The 16,653-nt window shown below is 65.8% G+C and carries 17 protein-coding genes and 2 pseudogenes; 10 read left to right on the top strand and 9 right to left on the bottom strand.

What is annotated here, in order from left to right:
* Positions 1-37: 37 nt before the first annotated feature.
* A complete protein-coding gene (locus tag NA5_RS04120; protein ID WP_062982394.1) occupies positions 38-2,323 on the top strand; it encodes an ATP-binding cassette domain-containing protein in 2,286 nt (761 codons plus the stop codon).
* 3 nt (positions 2,324-2,326) lie between these two features.
* Here the strand turns inward: NA5_RS04120 and NA5_RS04115 are convergent, their stop codons facing one another.
* A complete protein-coding gene (locus NA5_RS04115; protein WP_062982036.1) occupies positions 2,327-3,058 on the bottom strand; it encodes an arginase family protein in 732 nt (243 codons plus the stop codon).
* A 231-nt stretch (positions 3,059-3,289) separates the two neighbouring features.
* Between NA5_RS04115 and NA5_RS04110 the strand changes: the two genes are divergently transcribed.
* On the top strand, positions 3,290-5,470 hold the full coding sequence (locus NA5_RS04110) for a serine/threonine-protein kinase (protein ID WP_062982034.1): 2,181 nt from the start codon (positions 3,290-3,292) through the stop codon (positions 5,468-5,470).
* 282 nt (positions 5,471-5,752) lie between these two features.
* On the opposite strand, the gene NA5_RS04105 is transcribed toward NA5_RS04110, so the two are convergent.
* Together NA5_RS04105 and NA5_RS04100 are read right to left on the bottom strand one after the other, a co-directional pair.
* Positions 5,753-6,838, bottom strand: coding sequence for an NAD(P)H-dependent amine dehydrogenase family protein (locus NA5_RS04105; protein ID WP_062982032.1), 1,086 nt, complete (start codon positions 6,836-6,838; stop codon positions 5,753-5,755).
* A gap of 54 nt (positions 6,839-6,892) precedes the next feature.
* Positions 6,893-7,939, bottom strand: coding sequence for a Rieske 2Fe-2S domain-containing protein (locus NA5_RS04100; protein WP_062982392.1), 1,047 nt, complete (start codon positions 7,937-7,939; stop codon positions 6,893-6,895).
* Between the two features lie 173 nt (positions 7,940-8,112).
* Here NA5_RS04100 and NA5_RS04095 point away from each other — a divergent pair, with 173 nt between their 5' ends.
* Positions 8,113-8,709, top strand: coding sequence for a TetR/AcrR family transcriptional regulator (locus NA5_RS04095; protein WP_062982390.1), 597 nt, complete (start codon positions 8,113-8,115; stop codon positions 8,707-8,709).
* An 81-nt stretch (positions 8,710-8,790) separates the two neighbouring features.
* Here NA5_RS04095 and NA5_RS42995 read toward each other — a convergent pair.
* Both NA5_RS42995 and NA5_RS04085 read right to left on the bottom strand, forming a co-directional pair.
* Positions 8,791-9,003, bottom strand: a pseudogene (locus NA5_RS42995) (Tn3 family transposase); the annotation flags it as partial.
* 59 nt (positions 9,004-9,062) lie between these two features.
* On the bottom strand, positions 9,063-9,698 hold the full coding sequence (locus NA5_RS04085) for a TetR/AcrR family transcriptional regulator (protein WP_062982028.1): 636 nt from the start codon (positions 9,696-9,698) through the stop codon (positions 9,063-9,065).
* 70 nt (positions 9,699-9,768) lie between these two features.
* Here NA5_RS04085 and NA5_RS04080 point away from each other — a divergent pair, with 70 nt between their 5' ends.
* Genes NA5_RS04080 through NA5_RS04070 form a run of 3 tightly spaced genes read left to right on the top strand, consistent with a single transcriptional unit; the run spans position 9,769 to position 11,454 of the window.
* Positions 9,769-10,974 carry a cytochrome P450 gene (locus tag NA5_RS04080; protein ID WP_062982025.1) on the top strand — a complete coding sequence of 402 codons (1,206 nt, stop codon included), beginning with the start codon at positions 9,769-9,771 and terminating at the stop codon, positions 10,972-10,974.
* Positions 10,971-11,312, top strand: a complete 342-nt coding sequence (locus NA5_RS41170; RefSeq protein WP_169811254.1) for a hypothetical protein — start codon at positions 10,971-10,973, stop codon at positions 11,310-11,312. Before NA5_RS04080 ends, NA5_RS41170 begins: the two co-directional genes overlap by 4 nt.
* Positions 11,284-11,454, top strand: a complete 171-nt coding sequence (locus tag NA5_RS04070) for a transposase (RefSeq protein ID WP_245672084.1) — start codon at positions 11,284-11,286, stop codon at positions 11,452-11,454. Before NA5_RS41170 ends, NA5_RS04070 begins: the two co-directional genes overlap by 29 nt.
* Before the next feature lie 10 nt (positions 11,455-11,464).
* Here the strand turns inward: NA5_RS04070 and NA5_RS42050 are convergent.
* Both NA5_RS42050 and NA5_RS04065 read right to left on the bottom strand, forming a co-directional pair.
* Positions 11,465-11,683 (bottom strand): annotated as a pseudogene (locus tag NA5_RS42050) (Tn3 family transposase); the annotation flags it as partial.
* A 34-nt stretch (positions 11,684-11,717) separates the two neighbouring features.
* On the bottom strand, positions 11,718-12,626 hold the full coding sequence (locus NA5_RS04065) for a Rossmann-fold NAD(P)-binding domain-containing protein (RefSeq protein ID WP_062982019.1): 909 nt from the start codon (positions 12,624-12,626) through the stop codon (positions 11,718-11,720).
* 80 nt (positions 12,627-12,706) lie between these two features.
* Here NA5_RS04065 and NA5_RS04060 point away from each other — a divergent pair, with 80 nt between their 5' ends.
* The 3 genes from NA5_RS04060 to NA5_RS04050 all read left to right on the top strand — a co-directional run bounded on the left by NA5_RS04060 (position 12,707) and on the right by NA5_RS04050 (position 14,473).
* On the top strand, positions 12,707-13,117 hold the full coding sequence (locus tag NA5_RS04060; protein ID WP_062982017.1) for a winged helix-turn-helix transcriptional regulator: 411 nt from the start codon (positions 12,707-12,709) through the stop codon (positions 13,115-13,117).
* Positions 13,118-13,178: 61 nt separating this feature from the next.
* Positions 13,179-13,835, top strand: a complete 657-nt coding sequence (locus NA5_RS04055; protein WP_062982388.1) for a hypothetical protein — start codon at positions 13,179-13,181, stop codon at positions 13,833-13,835.
* 125 nt (positions 13,836-13,960) lie between these two features.
* Complete coding sequence (locus NA5_RS04050; protein ID WP_062982386.1) at positions 13,961-14,473, top strand: DUF2199 domain-containing protein; 513 nt, start codon at positions 13,961-13,963, stop codon at positions 14,471-14,473.
* A 223-nt stretch (positions 14,474-14,696) separates the two neighbouring features.
* Here NA5_RS04050 and NA5_RS04045 read toward each other — a convergent pair whose 3' ends face one another.
* The gene (locus tag NA5_RS04045; RefSeq protein ID WP_062982015.1) at positions 14,697-15,566 is read right to left on the bottom strand and encodes a helix-turn-helix transcriptional regulator; all 870 of its coding nucleotides are present in this window, start codon (positions 15,564-15,566) and stop codon (positions 14,697-14,699) included.
* Between the two features lie 102 nt (positions 15,567-15,668).
* On the opposite strand from NA5_RS04045, the gene NA5_RS04040 reads away from it, so the two are divergent.
* Positions 15,669-16,388: an SDR family oxidoreductase gene (locus NA5_RS04040; RefSeq protein ID WP_062982014.1), complete on the top strand. Its 720-nt coding sequence runs from the start codon at positions 15,669-15,671 to the stop codon at positions 16,386-16,388.
* Between the two features lie 9 nt (positions 16,389-16,397).
* Here NA5_RS04040 and NA5_RS04035 read toward each other — a convergent pair whose 3' ends face one another.
* The gene (locus NA5_RS04035) at positions 16,398-16,604 is read right to left on the bottom strand and encodes a hypothetical protein (RefSeq protein WP_062982012.1); all 207 of its coding nucleotides are present in this window, start codon (positions 16,602-16,604) and stop codon (positions 16,398-16,400) included.
* Positions 16,605-16,653: the final 49 nt, after the last annotated feature.

Below are 16,653 nucleotides of genomic sequence, written 5' to 3'. Positions count from 1 at the left end.
GGGCATTTTGTCGGTCATGCATGGCATGGTGTGCGACATGCCTTTTGCCGATTCCGTCGTCGCCCCGGATGTCATCCGTGTGCTCGGTGCCCGTGAGCACAACTTGCGCAATGTCTCGTTGGAAATCCCCAAGAACAAGATCACCGTCTTTACCGGCGTCTCCGGGTCGGGCAAATCCTCGATCGTCTTCGACACGATCGCCATGGAGTCCCAGCGCCAGCTCTACGCGACATTTCCCGCGTTCATTCTCAACTTCCTGCCGCGCTATGAGCGGCCGCATGCCGAGGCGATCGAGAATCTGACGGCTCCGGTCATCATCGATCAGCAGCCGGTCGGCGGTGGACCGCGCTCCACGGTGGGGACGATGACCGATATCTACTCGATGGTGCGGGCGATGTTCGCCCGATTCGGTTCGCCCTCAGCCGGATTCGTCTACAACTACTCCTTCAATGTGCCGCAGGGGATGTGCCCGGACTGCGATGGGCTCGGGGTCACGGTGCGCGCCGATCCGGATCGGTTGGTGGACCGGAGCAAATCGCTGAACGAGGGTGCGATTCTGCTGCCCGGTTATGCGGTGGACAGCGGCGATTGGCAGATGTACGCCAAATCCGGGCGCTTCGATCCGGATAAGAAACTGGCCGATTACAGCGAGGAAGAATTCACCGACCTGCTCTACGGCACCGGCGGCAAAGTGGAGCTGACCTTCGCCAAGGGCACCTGGAAGGCCAATTACGAAGGGCTGGCGGCCAAATTCACCCGCACCCGGTTGCAACGCGACACCTCCACGCTCAGCGAGAAGACCCGCGAGCAGATGCAGAAGTTCCTCACCGAGGGTGTCTGCACGAGCTGTCGTGGTGCTCGGCTCAACGAAGCGGCATTGGCGACGAAGATCGATGGCCGCAATATCGCCGACTGGTCCGGCCTGCAGATCACCGACCTGATGGCGGTGCTCGATGAGATCACCGATCCGGCCGCGCTGGGACTGGCCGCCGCGATCCGGACCGCGCTGCAGCGGGTGACAGATATCGGCCTCGGCTACCTGAGCCTGGATCGGCCGACCTCGACGCTGTCCGGTGGCGAGGGCCAGCGGCTCAAGATGATCAAACATCTGTCGAGCACGCTGATCGGGATGACCTATGTATTCGACGAACCGAGCGTCGGATTGCATCCGCGTGATGTCGGCCGGTTGAACAACCTGCTGAAGGCGCTGCGGGACAAGGGCAATACGGTGCTGGTGGTCGAGCACGATCCGGATGTCATCCAGATCGCCGACCATATCGTCGATGTGGGGCCGCGCGCTGGTCTGCACGGCGGGCAGGTGGTATTCGAGGGCACCTTCGCGGAATTGCGGGCCGCGGATACGCCGACGGGTGCGGGATTGCGCAGGCCGTTCACGGTGAAGCAGACCTTCCGTAAGTCGAACGGCGCGCTACTGATCGAGCACGCGAATGTGCACAACCTGAAAGATGTGACTGTCGCGGTGCCGACCGGCATTCTCACCTCGATCACCGGTGTGGCCGGTTCCGGTAAGAGCAGCCTCATCCGCGATGTGTTCGTCCGGGAGCATCCGGATGCGATCTTCGTCGACCAGTCGGCGATCGGGGCATCGTCGCGGTCCACGCCCGCAACGTATCTGGGCCTGATGGATCCGATCAGGAAGCTGTTCGCCAAGGCGACGGGGGAGTCGCCCGGCCTGTTCAGTTTCAACTCGACCGGAGCCTGTAAGCAGTGCGAGGGTCGCGGTGTGATCATCACCGAGGTCGCCTACATGGACCCGGTCACCACCCACTGCGATGCCTGCGACGGACGACGCTTCTCCGATGAAGTGCTGGCACTGACCTTGCGCGGCAAGTCGATTGCCGATGTGCTGGCCATGTCGGCCGAAGAAGCCCTCGGTTTCTTCACCGAAAAGGCACTGTCGGCAAAGCTGCGCACGATGAACGAGGTGGGCCTCGATTACCTCAGCCTCGGTCAGGCCATGAGCACCCTGTCCGGCGGCGAACGCCAACGCATCAAACTGGCGACCCAACTCCAGAACACCGGCACCGTCTACGTCCTCGACGAACCGACCACCGGCCTGCACATGTCGGACGTGGACACCCTGCTCGCACTGATGGACGGTTTGGTCGACCGCGGCAATACGGTGGTGGTGATCGAACACAACCTCGATGTAGTGGCCCACTCCGACTGGGTGATCGATCTGGGGCCCGACGGCGGCAAGGACGGCGGCGAAGTCGTGTTCACCGGTACTCCCGCCGAATTGCTGACCCACCCGACCTCGCTCACCGGCGAGTACCTGCGCAAGTACAAGGCCGCCGGGTAGAGATCAGGCGGAGTCGACCAGAGGGCGGACGTGCGCGGCGGCGGAGGCGTCGTCGCGCCACGTGCATGCCAGACCGAAGGCGGCTACCCGGCCGGTGGCGAGAACCGCTCGTACAGCGGCTGAGACCTCGTCCAGCGTGGGGCCATCGGGCGCGGGGAACAGTAGGCCCGGGAGGTCGTCCGGGGTGACCACGTCGAAGTCGACATGGAGGCAGAGCGGGCCGTCCGGGAGGTCGCCGAGGTCGTCGACCGGGCGGTGCCGGATCCGCGCGGTGCGCAGATATTCGACTTCCGGTGGGTCGAGGTCGCGGCCGCCGACCAGGACCGCGCGCTCTTCGGGGATATCGCGCAAGCCGATGCGGTCGGCCATGAGGTGACGGCCGTAGCCGACGAGCATGCGCAGCGGGAAGCCGCCGTGGTAGCCGGACGCGGAGGTCTCGAGGGTTTGCACATCACCGTGCGCGTCGAACCAGACGAGCGCGGGATCCAGTCCGGCCCTTTGCAATCCGGCCACCGTGCCGAGCGCGGTAGTGCAATCGCCGGAGGCGACGATAGCGCGTTCCCCGCGAATCGCGGACTCCGCGACCCGATCCGCCACCGCGTCATAGAGCACGGCCATCCGTGCCCATGGATCGTCGACATCCGGTAACTCGGCCGTGACCACCGCGTCCGGGGTGATCGGAACATCCATCTCCGGGCGGTATTCATCGAGGTGGTACGGCACCAGCAAGCGCATCTGCCCGAGCCTATTCGGAGCCGAAGGGCGCGGCCACCGAATTACAACGGCGTCAGCGACTCGTTCATCGGTTGTCCGGAGGGAGAGAATTCCGGACTATTTGCCCCATCGTTGCGAGCGATACCCTTGAGCGAGGGGCTCGGTGGAAGGGAGACACTGTGGGGCGACTCCGATGCAGGCCGATATCGCGGGTAGCCGCCGTGATCGCCTGGGGCTGATCTCGAGCTACCGATGTACGAGCCGATCGATCTGGTCGATTCAGCTGAACGGACCCGCACAACGCTGGCCACTGTCGTGGCATCGTTTTCTGAGGCTTGGGCGTCCGGGTCCCCGCCCGATCTGTCGGCGTACCTGCCCCGGAACCCGACCGAGCGACGCACGATACTGATCGAACTGATCAAGATCGACCTCGAATACCGCTGGCTTCGTTATCACTTTCCCAAACGACTGACCGATTACCGCGCGGAATTCGCCGAGCTGCGAGACGGCCCGCTACCCGCCGAGCTGGTCTACGAGGAATTGCACGCCCTGCGGCGCGGTTCGCACCCAATCGATGCGGCCACAGCAGGGTTTGCACAGGTCACCAGCGACTATCACAGCACGATGATTGCTCGACCAAGTGCCCAAATCGCTCTCGACGCCATCGAAGTCGGCGACCGTATCGACGATTTCGACCTGCTGATGCGGATCGGGGCAGGCGCCTTCGCCCAGGTGTTTCTCGCACGACAGCAATCGATGCAGCGACTGGTCGCGGTCAAGATTTCGCATAACCACGGCAACGAGCCGCAGACCCTGGCCCAACTGGACCACGAATACATCGTGCGCATCTACGACCAACGACTCATCGCCGACGGCGACCTGAAGCTGCTCTACATGCAATACCTACCCGGGGGAACGCTGCTCGACGTGCTGCGCCTACAGCGCTCGACGCCCGCGGAACACCGCAGTGGGCAACTGCTGCTCGATGCCATCGACAAGGTACTCGCCGACAAGGGCGAGGTTCGGCCCACCGAATCGGCTGTTCGGACCCGGACCTCCGCACTGACCTGGCCGGAGACCGTAGCCTGGCTGGGCCGCCGACTCGCCGACGCCCTGCAGCACGCATCCGAACGAGGGGTGCTGCATCGCGACATCAAACCCGCGAACGTGCTGCTCAGCGCCGAGGGAATCCCTAAACTGGCCGACTTCAACGTCAGCTTCAGCACCCGCGTCAAGGGCACAAACCCGTTGGCGTACTTCGGCGGATCACTGGCGTACATGTCGCCCGAACAACTCGAAGCCTGCCATCCGGACTCCCCGGCGAGCGCCGCCGACCTCGACACTCGCAGCGACATCTACGCCCTCGCCGTCATGCTGTGGGAACTGCTCACCGGACACCGACCCTTCGCGGACGAAGCCTCCGCGGGGGAGTCGGAAACGTCACTGGCCCGCATGCTCGAACTGCGGCGCAGACCCATCGAGCCGACGTTCCTGTCGGAACTTCCGCCGGACTGCCCCATGGCGTTGCGCCGAGTGCTGCTGAAGTGTCTGTCACCCGATCCGGAAGACCGCTACTCCTGCGGTTCGGAATTCGCCCAGCAACTCGACCTGTGCCTCGAGGAACGGGCACGCGACCTCGTTTATCCGCCGCCGAAAAGTTGGCGGGCACGCCTTTCCCGATGGCCCACCGCCATTCTGTGGTCGTCTTCGCTGTTCGGCGTCACCCTGGCCACCATGTACATGGCCGTGCACGTCCAGGACCTGATCAGGGAGCGGCTGTCCGATGCCACCAACTGGCAGCTCAACGTGGGCGTCATCATCTTCGTCATCTGCGCCTCGCCGCTGGCCATCCTCATCTACGCGTACATGTCGCGTGATTTGCTCGCGGTTCCGCGCGGCTTGCGGGATGGAAAGCGCTACGACGAGGCGATCCTCGCGCGGGTGCGGTCGCGAACACTGTTCTGGGGCGATCTCTGTGCGATGAACACCCTGTTTTTCGCGGTATGCGCGACCGTGACAGGGGTGATGCTGCTTGTCTGGTTCACCGACCTACCGGCGCGGCTGCTGGTCCATGCGGCGACCACCGTTCTGGTGGCGGGCACCATCTCCGTCGCCTACACCTTCTTTCTTTCCACCTTCTACGTCGTCCGCTGTATCTATCCCATCTACCTGCGCCACGGCCGCACATCGGCACACGACGCCGCCCATCTCCGTGCACTGCGCCGCAGAATCACGGCCTATCTAGCGGTGACAGCGTCGGTGCCACTAGTCGGCGTGCTAGCCGGATTCAGCTTCCTCGAACCAGCAGAACTCCCCCTGGTCCGCGACTCGGTGCTGGCCCTGTGCGCAGGCTCCGGCCTAGCATTCGTAGCCATCTACTGGCTCTTCCGCAAACTCGACGCCGACCTACGCGCCCTCGAGCGCGTCACCTGAGTTGGTCGGCCGATCACGTGGAACTGGTGGCGGCAGAGGACCCCAGCCGAAAGTTCCACGTGATCGCTTGTCCAGGAGCGCTTCTCGGCTGCTGGGGCGAGCGCTGAGGAGTGTCAGTGTAACGCTCGCGGCCATCGGTACCCCCGCCTTCCGCTGTTGCCCCGGATAACGGGGTCATTTCACGTCGCCGCCGCGGCGGGATCGCCGCGGGCCGGATCCGATGTTTCCCCGGATAACAGCCCCTTATCCGGGGCAGTGGCAGAGTCGGTGGCCGGGGAGAGGTCAGATGTTGAAGCGGCCGGCGAAGCCGCGGAGGGGAAGCTCGGCGCTGGTGATGATGCCGGGTCGGGCGGCGACGACGGATTTGATGGCGTTGAGGGCGGGCAGGCCGGTGACGGTCATACCGATGGAGGCGAAGTTCTCCGGGTTCGACAGGTCGAAGCCCTTACGCGGGAAGATCATGTGCTTGCTGTAGATGTTGGGGTCGCCGGTGACCTGGGTGATGTAGCAGCCCTTGATGTTCCATGCGGGGTCGGTGTGTGAGGTCATCTGCCATTCGAGGTGGGTCTCCACTCGTGCGACGCCGTCGACCATGCCTTGGTATTTGATGTAATTGGCGCCGAGTGAGCCCTTGGGCATGAAGTACCAGCCGAGGTCGACGTCCTTGGTGCAGGCGCCGAGTTCGTAGCTGAATTTCACCTCGTCGAGTTCCAGGCCGAAGGCATCGGCCATGAGGTAGACCGAATCGGCGAATACGGCGGTGTATTTGTAGAGCGAATCGGGGATGGTCGGATCGTCGATCGGGCGGCCGTAGCCGACGGCCTTCCAGGTGTCCACGGAGTGATGGCAGGACACGTCCACGGATTCGGTGACGGTGACGTTCTCGATATCGGCGACGTCGGCGGTGTGCACGATCCCCAGGATCTGGCACAGGCCCGGATTCATGCCGGTGCCGTAGAACGTGGAATTACCGCGCTCGCAGGCCGCTTGGATGACCTCGCTGACCTTGCGGCCCGAGGGATGTGAGTGGTTGCGGTCGCGGTGGAAGCCGGTGATCCAGTCCGCAGTGGTCACCACGTTGATCCCTGCTTCGAGGACTTTTTCGTAGAGGTCCTCGTCCGGGAACACACCGTGGAAGGTCAGCACGTCGGGGCGTGCGGCGATGATCTGCTCGATCGTGCCGGTGGCTTTCACACCGACCGGGTCGATACCGACGATCTCTCCCGCGTCCCGGCCGATCTTCTCGGGCGAGTAGCAGTGCAGCCCAACCAGTTCCAGATCGCGGTGGTTGCGGATGCGGCCGATCATCTCGGTGCCGAGGTTGCCGGTGGCGACCTGGAATACCCGTATCTTGTCGGAGGTGCTCATGAGCAGTGCCTTTCTGGCTGTTACGTTCGCGTCGGTACTGGGTCGGGGGGAGGTTCAGGCGGTGGCCGCCGGGCGCACGGCGCCGCTGTCGGGGTGACGTGGGTCGGTGCCCGCGGGTCCGCCGTCGGGGTAGAACTGCACGGCCCATTCGCGCAACGCCGTGAAGCCCTTGAACTCCTTCTGCGACAGGGCGGGCGGGTCGGAGTAGCGCTGATGCGCCCAGATGTGGATGTCGGCTTCGAACTGCTCGATGACGAATCCGGCCATGGTCGTGCCGTAGCGGCCGATCTCGGGGCGTTCGTCGCCGGGCTTGCGGCCGATCCACACGGTGAAGCGCACATCGGATGTGTATTCGTCGACCGGTGTCACCGCGGGCATGGTGCGGTTGTCGACCATGCCCCAGCTCTTGGTGATCGAACAGCCCAATCCGGCGTTGATCGATTCCACACCACTGTTGACCTGGTCCTCGGCGATGTCCTCGTCGAAGGCGATGGTGAAATCGACGTAGGACACCGGGCCGGAGAAATCGTGACGGGTGAACTCCGGCACGAACGGCGTCTTGTGCACCACCTTGAAGTGCGCGAAGTCGACGCCGTTCTCCATCACATATTGCGGATGCAGTTCCAGGCCCGGCCGGAACAATGTCGCGGCAGGCACCGGCGGGTAGTAGTCCGCGGCGGTCTTGCCGTCACCGAACGCTTCGAACATGTCCGGCACCTCGAAATACGGTGCGCGGCCCGCGGTGTCGTACCAGATCCACACCGCCTCGTTACGTTCGACGACGGGGTAGCTGCGGATGCGGCGGCCCTTGTTCGGGCGGGACTCGTAGGGGATGCACACATTGCGGCCCTCACGGTTCCATTCCCAGCCATGGAACGGGCACACCAGGTTCTCGCCCTGAACCTGCCCGCCATAGCCCAGGTGCGCGCCGAGGTGCTCGCAGTAGGCGTCGAAGACCGCGAGGTCGCCGGCAGCCGATCGCCACGCCACCATCTCACGCCCGAAGTACTTCATCCTGTGCACCGCACCGACCTCGATCTCGGTGCACCACGCGACTTGGAACCATCCCGTCGGCTCCATCGACAGCGGTGGTTTGGCCATCTCGATCCTCCACGTCTTCGCGGGCTGTCCGTGTCGGCGCGGAACGTCGGTTCCATGCCCGGCGAACACGACAATAGAACCCTCTTTGAAAGAATACAAGAGGGTTAGTTGAAACTGGATTCCCCAGGTCGATCGAGGTAGCATCGGCCCTCGTGACGGAGACAGCGGCGGGCATGAGGCGCGCGAACAAGCGCGGGATCCAATCGCGGGAAGCCATGCTCGACGCGGCGATCGCCTCGCTGTCGACCGGGGACCCCGCCGCGGTTTCCGGCAACCGGATCGCCCGCGACATCGGCGCGACCTGGGGAGTCGTCAAATATCAGTTCGGCGACATCGACGGCCTGTGGGCCGCGGTCCTGCGCTACACCGCCGACAAGCGCGGGGACCTGCCCGCAGCAGCCAAACCGGACGGCACCCTGCGCGAACGCGTCGCCGCGCTCATCCACGCGATGGCCATCGGATTGCGCCGCCCCGAGTCTTTGGCCATCGAGACGCTGCGCGCGGCGCTGCCCCGCGACCACGCCGAACTCGAACGCGACTACCCGCTCACCGCCGCCGAGCTGGCGTCCTGGAAACCGCACTGGGACGACGCATGCCAGCGGGCCTTCGCTGATCTGGAACTCGATCCGGTCAAGGTGCGCCGGGTCGCGGCGCTGATCCCGGCCGCCATGCGCGGCATCACCTCCGAGCGAACTCTCGGCACATACGGCGACCTCGACGACGCTATCGAAGCGCTCATCGGCGGCATCGTCGCCTACCTCGAAAACTGAACCGGGTCTCGACCGCACTCACCAGCCGCGGCCCCTACTGCGGATATGCCCGCCGGTGCCCGGCTGCGGTGAGCAGGCTGAGAACAACGTGTCACGCACTCGCAGCGGCCGGTAGCCGGTCGGCCCGAGCAGGGCGAGGTCGGCGTCGATGTCGACCTCGATCGCGCCGAAGAAATTGATGTTCTCGCTGTGTGCCGGACTGATATGTGCAAGCACATCGTCATCGATCCGACGGCCCGCTCGGCGCATCTGCTCGACAGCGAGCCCGCAATATTCTGTGGTCCAGACCGTTATCCGGGGTAGTGGCCGATGGGCCGGAGGCGCTGCATAGCGGTGCGTCAGCTGGTACTGAGCTACGGGCGGCAGTTCGGGGTGGATGTGGCGAAGAGCAGGTGTGCCGCACGGGCGATGGTATGGCGGATGTCGGTGATACTGGCGGGATTGGTCGTCAGGTCGAGCAGGCATGTGGTCAGGACGTGCCCGAGGACCAGGGCTCGGTCGTGGTCGTCGGTCCAGCCGGGGTCGGCGAGGGCGGCGCGGACGAGTTCGGTGAACAGCGGCCGCCAGACCCTTATTCCGGGGCCGTCGCCGGAGTGCACGGAGTTCATTCCGGCTTGCAGCAGGTTGTGGTCCTCGGCGGCCCAGTCGATGACCTGGGAGAACGCGGCGGCGATCCGGTCGGCGGGCTCGGCGCCGGGATCGGCCGGTAGCCGGGTGAGGCGGTCGAGGGTGTCGAGGGCCCAGTCGGCCATGAGGTGCTGGATCAGACCGTCTTTGGACCCGAAGTAGCGGTACACGGTGACCGGGGTGGTGCCAGCCTCGGCGGCGACCGCGCGGATCGTGACGCCCTTGTAGCCGTGCCGGGAGGCCATCGCGCGTGCGACCGCGGCGATCTCGGCGCGGCGCGCGCGTTCGGCGGGACCGAATTCGCGGACCATCCGCAACGAATCGCGGGACTCGCGCAGCAGAGCAGCAGTGTCGTCGACCACCGTTCGAGGGTACCGCAGAACGAGAACACGTTGTATAACGTGTTATACAACGTGTGAAAGGCTGGTTGTGATGGCTGTTCCCGATCTGTTCTGCGCCGAGGCACTGCAGGACCCGTATCCGCTGCTCGAGCAACTGCGTGGTACCGGGGACGTGCATTATCTGCCTGATCAGCAGGTGTATGTGGTGCTCGGGTTCGATGCGATCCGCACCGTGCTGGCCGATCCGCAAACCTATTCGAGCAATCTGGTCGCGGTGCTGTCGGCGGCGTCGGGGTCGGCGACGGTGTCGGTGGCCCACGCCGGGGCTGGGGTGGATGTGCTGGCGACCGCGGATCCGCCCGCACACACCCCGCAGCGGGCACTGGTGATGTCGCGGTTCAGCCCGCGTGCGGTGGCCGAGACGACCGAGCTGATCGACGCCGCGGTCGCCCCGGCGATAGCCGGGCTGGTCGCCTCCGGCGGCGGCGACTGGATGGCCGCGGTCGCCCACCGGGTCCCGGTGCAGGTGATCGGCGAGCTGATCGGGCTGCCGCGCGAAGACCATCAGCGCCTCGCCGACTGGTCGGACGCGGCGATCGATCTGGTCTCCGGGATCGCAAGCCCCGAACGCGCCGGCCGCGCCGCGCTCGCGGTGCTCGAGTTCGCCCGGTATCTGGGCGAGCGCCTCGACCAGGCCCGCCCGGGGCAGGACACGGGGGTGCTGGGCAGTGTCGCCGCGGCGGTCGCGTCGGGAACCCTGACCCGTGATCAGGGGGCGATGCTGCTGGTGCAGCTGGTCACCGCGGGCGCGGAATCGACCGCGAGCCTGCTCGGCACCGCTGTACGGCTGCTGGCCGACGATCAGCAACTGCAAGCCACCCTGCGCACCGAACCCGACCGGATCGGTGCGCTGGTGGAGGAAGCGGTGCGCATCGAGAGCCCGTCCCGCGGCCATTTCCGCATCACCACCGCACCCACCCGGCTGGCCGGTGTACGCCTCGATCCAGGCGCACGACTGATGCTGATGTGGGGCGCCTCCAACCGCGACCCCCGCGTCTTCGACCACCCCGACCACGTCGACCTCGACCGTGCCCAGCCGAAAATGCACCACAGCTTCGGCCGCGGCATCCACTTCTGCCTCGGCGCCCACCTCGCCCGCAAAGAAACCACCCAGGCCGTGCGTGCACTGCTCGCCGCCACCACCACCTTCTCGTTGAGCGGCCCCGAACCCGCCTACGTCCCCAGCCTGATCGTGCGCCGCCTGGCGCACCTGAACCTGTCGCTCACCCCCGCATGACCAGCGCAGCGACCCCACCGGCCACCCGCACGAACCCGGTTGTCCGGTTCCGCCAGTACCGGCGCTACCACCGCGACCTGCGCCCGTACGCGCTGGCACTACCCCGCGAAACCGTCAGCCCACGCACGTTGCCGCTGATGCGCCGCCTTGCCGCACGCACCCGCCCGCATCCCGCCGCCGTGGTCACCGATCTCGGTGACGGTGCGCGGGTCCGTGTGTTCGGCGACACCGGTTCCCGGGTGCCGGGCCCGGCACTGCAACGCCGTAATCGCCTGGACCACAGAGTATTACGGGCTCGCCGTGGAACAGATGCGCCGAGCCGGACGCCGGATCGATGACGAAGTGCTCGCGCACATCAGCCCGGCGCACAGCGAGAACATCAACTTCTTCGGCGCCATCGAGGTCGACATCGACGCCGAACTCGACCCAGTTGGGGCCGACCGGTTATCGGCCTCTGCGAGTGCGCGACACCTGTTCTGAACCCGCCCATGGTGGCCAGGGGCAGGCACCAGGCTTGCTCGGTCTGGTCGTCGAGTTGGCGGGCGCGGATCGTGCCCTCGTGCGCGTACAGCAGGTCTCGGCGCAGCGCGTGCAGGGATTCGCCCTTGTTGAGCTGGCGGGAGATCTTGCGCCGATAGTCTGGATCGGACAGGTAGCGGGCGGCGTAGACGGTGCGGCGCAGGGCACCGTACTCCTCGAGCGCGGTGGCGACTGGACATTCGTGGCCTCACCCGGCCTGCCGTTCAGCGCGACGCGTTTACCGATGCCGACTGAAACCCGCCCGCCTGCACGGCGTCGGTGATGAGTGTCCGAACGTCGCGCGGTGCGCTCGGCAGCAGCTCGAGGAGGTCGGTGCTCGATGCCTCGAGTAGTCCGGCACCGAGATTCGCGAACAGCGAGAGGGTATGCGTGATCTGGTATGGCTCCAATCCGCTGCCCTGCAACATATCCCGCATTTCGCCGAGCGATATCGGCGCGTATCGGACTGGGCGAGCGAGGGATTCGCTCAGGATCTCGGCGATATCCGGACCGCCGATCGCGGTCACACCCTCGAGCTCGTATACCTTGCCCGCATGTCTGCTGGGCTGCCCTGCGGCCAGATCACGCTCGGTTTCCGCGGCTACCCGAACGGCCACCTCGGCCAGATCCTCGCGCGCCACCACCGAGATCCGGCCGGTGCCGAATGCCGCCGCGAATACATCCGATTCGGCCGAGGAGGCGGCACCGGCGACGGCGAGTCCGACCGGCACCTCCGCGTAGAGGCCATTGCGCAGGACGGTCACGTCGAAAGGCGCTGCGGCCAGGCGCTTTTCGGTCCAGCGGTGTGGCAGGGCGATCGTCATCAGATCGCCGGATCCCGCGAGACTGGTGTAGATCACGTGCCGGACACCGGCCGCCACGGCGGCGTCGATCACCGCACCGTGGCGGGCCAACACCACATCGTCTTCGGCGTATCCGGCCGAAATCAGGACCAGGACATCGACATCCCGCAGGCCGGTGGACAGCGTCGCCGGGTCGTCGAAATCGATACGGCGCGTGGTGATGTCGTCACCGGAGCGGCTGCCCGCCGCTACTGTCAGGTCGTCGAGGGTGGACAGGCCGCGGTGGACGAGGCCGCCGAGGGCTCCGGAGATGCCGGTTACCAGGATCATCGCAACACTCCCGATTGTTGTAGTTGCTGGATTCGACCCAGCATCGGCGGCCGCGGCGCGCGGCATAAGGAGGCACTTTCATGTCGGTCACGAACACGGCGGTCACCGCGCAGGTCGCGGGCACTATTCCCGACGGGCCCTGTGGCGATGACGACTGCGGCATCCGCGATGTGCTCGACCGGTTGGGGGATCGGTGGACGGTATTGGTGATCGTCGAACTGAGCAAAGGAGTGCGGCGTTTCCGCGAGTTGGAGCGGGCGATTCCGGGTATCTCACAGCGGATGCTGACACTGACCACCAAGCGCTTGTGCCGCGACGGCATGGTGGAGCGGATCGCTTACCCGACGATCCCACCACAGGTCGAATACCGGCTCACCGAGACCGGCCAGAGCCTGGCTGCGGCCATCGGCGCGCTTGCCGACTGGTCGCGCGAGCACAAGGACCGCATCGCCGACGCCCGCCGACACTGGGATGCGGAGCACGGCGACTGAACACCTGTCGCGGGCGGGCGAACAGCGCTTGAATGGAAGCATTCCCACAGGGAGGTTCCCGATGACCCTTACCGCTCGTGACCTGCTCTACGGGATCCAGGCCGAGCTGGCCCCGCACGACGACGACAATCGCATGGTTCCGCTCATCTCGGCGGGCAAGGCGCCGCGCGCGGTCTTCGCGGCGATCGCCGCCGAGGAACAGCGCATCACCAGCAGCGACTGGCGCAGCTTCCACGCCATGGCGGCGCGGGCGGACGACCCGCATGTCAGAGCGTTCCTCGACGGCCTCCCGCCCGGCGAGCAGCAGGCACTGGCCCTGTTGGACGCACTCGTGGCGGCGGTCGGACCAGATCAGGGCATGGAACTCCCCAGAGCGGGTTGTCAGGCCTATCCCGCCTATGTCGCGTGGTTGGCACTCAACGCCGAGCCCTCCGCGGCGGCTGCCGGTATCTACGCGAATGTCGCCACCTTCGGCCGCTACTGCCGAGCGGTCGCCGACAGCATGCGCACCAACTACGAGTTCGACGACCCGGCCTGCGCATTCTTCGACTTCTTCGCCGCCGACACCCCCGAATACGAACAGCGAGCCCTCGCCGCCATCCAGTCCGGAATCGACACCGGACAATTGAATCCGAGCGACGCCCATCTGTACGCCAGACTCTTCCAGAACTACGAACTCATGTTCTGGAACACCCTCGCCGACGAGTTCGCCGGATAGCACCACGACCGGATTGCCACAGTTCGACCCGATTGCCGCTAGAAGCGGAAACCGGACGATCGGGGCTTATCGATCGCCTGACAGCCGCCATCGATAGCGGGAAGTCGCATTTCTATGCTGTCGGCATGTCAACGGATCCAGGATTTCTGTGCTCATGCTGCGGCCAGGAACACGATGGACTGCCATTCAGCTATGGCACGGTGGCGCCCGCGTACTGGAACGAGGGCCTGGCGGGCGGCTCGGGAAACGTCCTCGGCGACGAGCAGTGTGTGATCGGCGGCGAACACTTCTTCATCCGGGCGCGCCTGATCCTGCCCATCGCGGACTCAGGGAACGAATTCGAATGGGGCGTATGGGTTTCACTGAGCGAGTCCAGCTTCGCCCGCGCGACGGAGTTGTGGACCAGCCCCGAGCGGATACAGGAGCCACCCTATTTCGGCTGGCTGTCCACCGAGTTGCCCGCATACGAACCGACGACTCTGAACTTGAAGGCCAAGGTGCACAGTCAGCCCGTCGGTGTTCGTCCGACCGTGGAACTCGAACCGACCGACCACCCGTTGGCCGTGGAACAGAGAATGGGCATCACCCGCGCCCGCGTGCAAGCTATCGCCGAACTGCTGCTGCACCCTCGGCGGTGACGACGGCTGGCGCCCCGCGCCACGCGGGTAGCGTCCACCTCCTCGCACAGCTTCGGGCCCGTCGCATACCCGGTGGCCACCTCGCAGAACGTATACCCTTTGCGAGGTCCTGAAAAGCTATGCGGCAGGAGCTTTTCGGCCGCCCAGTCGGCTGTCGCGATGGACCGCCTGGCGCTTGCGCTGCTCGGCCAGTTGCTGCGTGCTGGGTGCTAGTGCTGCTCGGCTAGTTGCTGGAGGCCGGGCGCCAGCGCTGCTCGGTCAGTTGCTGGGTGCCGGTGATGCGGAGCAACTCGAGTGCCGAGGCGGCGGGGGTGTCGGGTGCGGCGGAGTACACGACTACCGCCTGGTCGCTGTCGGGGACGAACAGCGCATCGCAATCCAGGATCAACCGCCCGATCTCGGGGTGATCGATGGTCTTGGTGGCGCTGCGCCAGTTCCCGGTGCTGCCTTCGCGCCACAAACGGTCGAATCGCGGACTGCGCGAACGTAGTTCGGCGATGAGGCGAGCCAGATCCGGATCGTCGGGATAGGCCGCCTTCGCGCTGCGCAGCGAACTGACCCAGGATTCGGCGGCCGCCTCGGCCTCGGCGGGTGTGAAGACCACGCGGGAGGGTTCGGTGCCGAGGAAGGACTGCCAGATGATGTTGCGCCGGGCGGGCGACCATGCCGAGAAGTCCCCGAGCAGTGCCGCGGCCATCGAATTCCAAGCCAGCACATCGGCTTTCGCGGAGATCACCAGCGCGGGCAGATCGGCCATCCGATCCAACAGCCGCAGCACGCTGGGGCGCACCACCATATTGATGCGGCCTTCCTGTGGTGGCGCCGAACCGGCCAGCCGGAACAGCAGATCGCGTTCGGGATCGGCGAGCCGTAGGGCGCGGGCGAGTGCGCCGAGCACCGCAACCGACGGTCGCGGTCCGCGCCCCTGTTCGAGCCGGACCACATAGTCGACGCTGACACCGGCCAGCTGCGCGACCTCTTCGCGCCGCAGCCCCGGCACCTGGCGACGCAAACCACTGGGCAGCCCGACATCGCGCGGCCGCACCCGGGCCCGCGCCTGGCGCAGCAGCTTGGCGAGTTCGGCGCGATCCATAGCCTCGATGATGCCGCAGCGCGCGGGCGCCGGGGTGGTACCGCCGGTCCCAGGAGTTATCGGCCCTGGAGCCGGATTCGGGTGGCAGGCCAGGGTCGAGTCATGACCAATACGACAACAGCCCTGGTGACCGGGGCGAACAAGGGAATCGGCCGCGAGACGGTCCGGCGGCTGGCCGAACTCGGCTGGCAGGTATTCCTCGGTGCCCGCGATGTCGAGCGAGGCAAGGCGGCCGCTTTCGAACTCGCCGAACAGGGATTGAACGTCGAATTCGTCCAGTTGGATGTGACTTCGGTCGAATCGATCGCGGCCGCCACCGAGACCATCGCGGGCCGGACGCCGCACCTGGACGTGCTGATCAACAACGCCGGTATCGGCGGTACGCGCGCCACTCCAGCCGATACCGTGGCCGCCGATTTCCGAAATGTCTTCGAGACCAACGTTTTCGGACCCGTGCAGGTGACCCACGCCTTTCTCCCGCTGCTGCGCGCGGCCACCAACCCGCGCATCGTGATGGTGTCCAGCGGCATCGGTTCGATCGGAATCACCGCTGATCCGAGCCGGATCGAATCGCAGATCCTCGGGCTGGTCTACCCGTCCTCGAAGACCGCGCTGAACATGATCACCACGCAGTACTCCCGCGAAGTGCCGCAGATGCGGGTCAATGCCGCCGATCCCGGTTACACCGCAACGGATTTGAACGGCAACTCAGGCCATCAAACGGTCACCGAGGGCACCGATGCCATCGTGCATCTCGCTACCATCGGTTCCGACGGCCCTACCGGCGGCTTCTTCAATCGGCTGGGCCCGGTGCCCTGGTGACCGTCCGACCTATTTCCGTTCGTGACACGCCCATTGCCCGTCTTCGCCGCAGACGCAGATGTAGGGTCCCTGGATCTGAGTGTCTCCGACCTGACAGTCCTGCGTAGGCCCGGACGGCGGCGGCTGGGCCACGGCGGCGGGACCGACCACCACGATGAGGCTCCCGAATACCGCGACGAGCGTGGCTGCGAACAAGTGATTCACCCTGGTACGCATGGGTTGCTCCCTAGTCGTCAGCGGCGGCCGCCGCGAACGGCGAACATAC

Source organism: Nocardia anaemiae NBRC 100462, from assembly GCF_001612725.1.
GTDB classification, from domain to species: Bacteria; Actinomycetota; Actinomycetes; order Mycobacteriales; family Mycobacteriaceae; genus Nocardia; species Nocardia anaemiae.
This window is presented reverse-complemented; position numbering and strand designations above follow the sequence as displayed.

What these genes read in the sequence shown, in the direction of transcription:
- NA5_RS04120 (WP_062982394.1), top strand. Translation starts at nt 38, where the DNA reads ATGCCTTTTGCCGATTCCGTCGTCGCCCCGGATGTCATCCGTGTGCTC.
- NA5_RS04115 (WP_062982036.1), bottom strand. Translation starts at nt 3,058, where the DNA reads ATGCGCTTGCTGGTGCCGTACCACCTCGATGAATACCGCCCGGAGATG.
- NA5_RS04110 (WP_062982034.1), top strand. Translation starts at nt 3,290, where the DNA reads ATGTACGAGCCGATCGATCTGGTCGATTCAGCTGAACGGACCCGCACA.
- NA5_RS04105 (WP_062982032.1), bottom strand. Translation starts at nt 6,838, where the DNA reads ATGAGCACCTCCGACAAGATACGGGTATTCCAGGTCGCCACCGGCAAC.
- NA5_RS04100 (WP_062982392.1), bottom strand. Translation starts at nt 7,939, where the DNA reads ATGGCCAAACCACCGCTGTCGATGGAGCCGACGGGATGGTTCCAAGTC.
- NA5_RS04095 (WP_062982390.1), top strand. Translation starts at nt 8,113, where the DNA reads ATGAGGCGCGCGAACAAGCGCGGGATCCAATCGCGGGAAGCCATGCTC.
- NA5_RS04080 (WP_062982025.1), top strand. Translation starts at nt 9,769, where the DNA reads ATGGCTGTTCCCGATCTGTTCTGCGCCGAGGCACTGCAGGACCCGTAT.
- NA5_RS41170 (WP_169811254.1), top strand. Translation starts at nt 10,971, where the DNA reads ATGACCAGCGCAGCGACCCCACCGGCCACCCGCACGAACCCGGTTGTC.
- NA5_RS04070 (WP_245672084.1), top strand. Translation starts at nt 11,284, where the DNA reads ATGCGCCGAGCCGGACGCCGGATCGATGACGAAGTGCTCGCGCACATC.
- NA5_RS04065 (WP_062982019.1), bottom strand. Translation starts at nt 12,626, where the DNA reads ATGATCCTGGTAACCGGCATCTCCGGAGCCCTCGGCGGCCTCGTCCAC.
- NA5_RS04060 (WP_062982017.1), top strand. Translation starts at nt 12,707, where the DNA reads ATGTCGGTCACGAACACGGCGGTCACCGCGCAGGTCGCGGGCACTATT.
- NA5_RS04055 (WP_062982388.1), top strand. Translation starts at nt 13,179, where the DNA reads ATGACCCTTACCGCTCGTGACCTGCTCTACGGGATCCAGGCCGAGCTG.
- NA5_RS04050 (WP_062982386.1), top strand. Translation starts at nt 13,961, where the DNA reads ATGTCAACGGATCCAGGATTTCTGTGCTCATGCTGCGGCCAGGAACAC.
- NA5_RS04045 (WP_062982015.1), bottom strand. Translation starts at nt 15,566, where the DNA reads ATGGATCGCGCCGAACTCGCCAAGCTGCTGCGCCAGGCGCGGGCCCGG.
- NA5_RS04040 (WP_062982014.1), top strand. Translation starts at nt 15,669, where the DNA reads ATGACCAATACGACAACAGCCCTGGTGACCGGGGCGAACAAGGGAATC.
- NA5_RS04035 (WP_062982012.1), bottom strand. Translation starts at nt 16,604, where the DNA reads ATGCGTACCAGGGTGAATCACTTGTTCGCAGCCACGCTCGTCGCGGTA.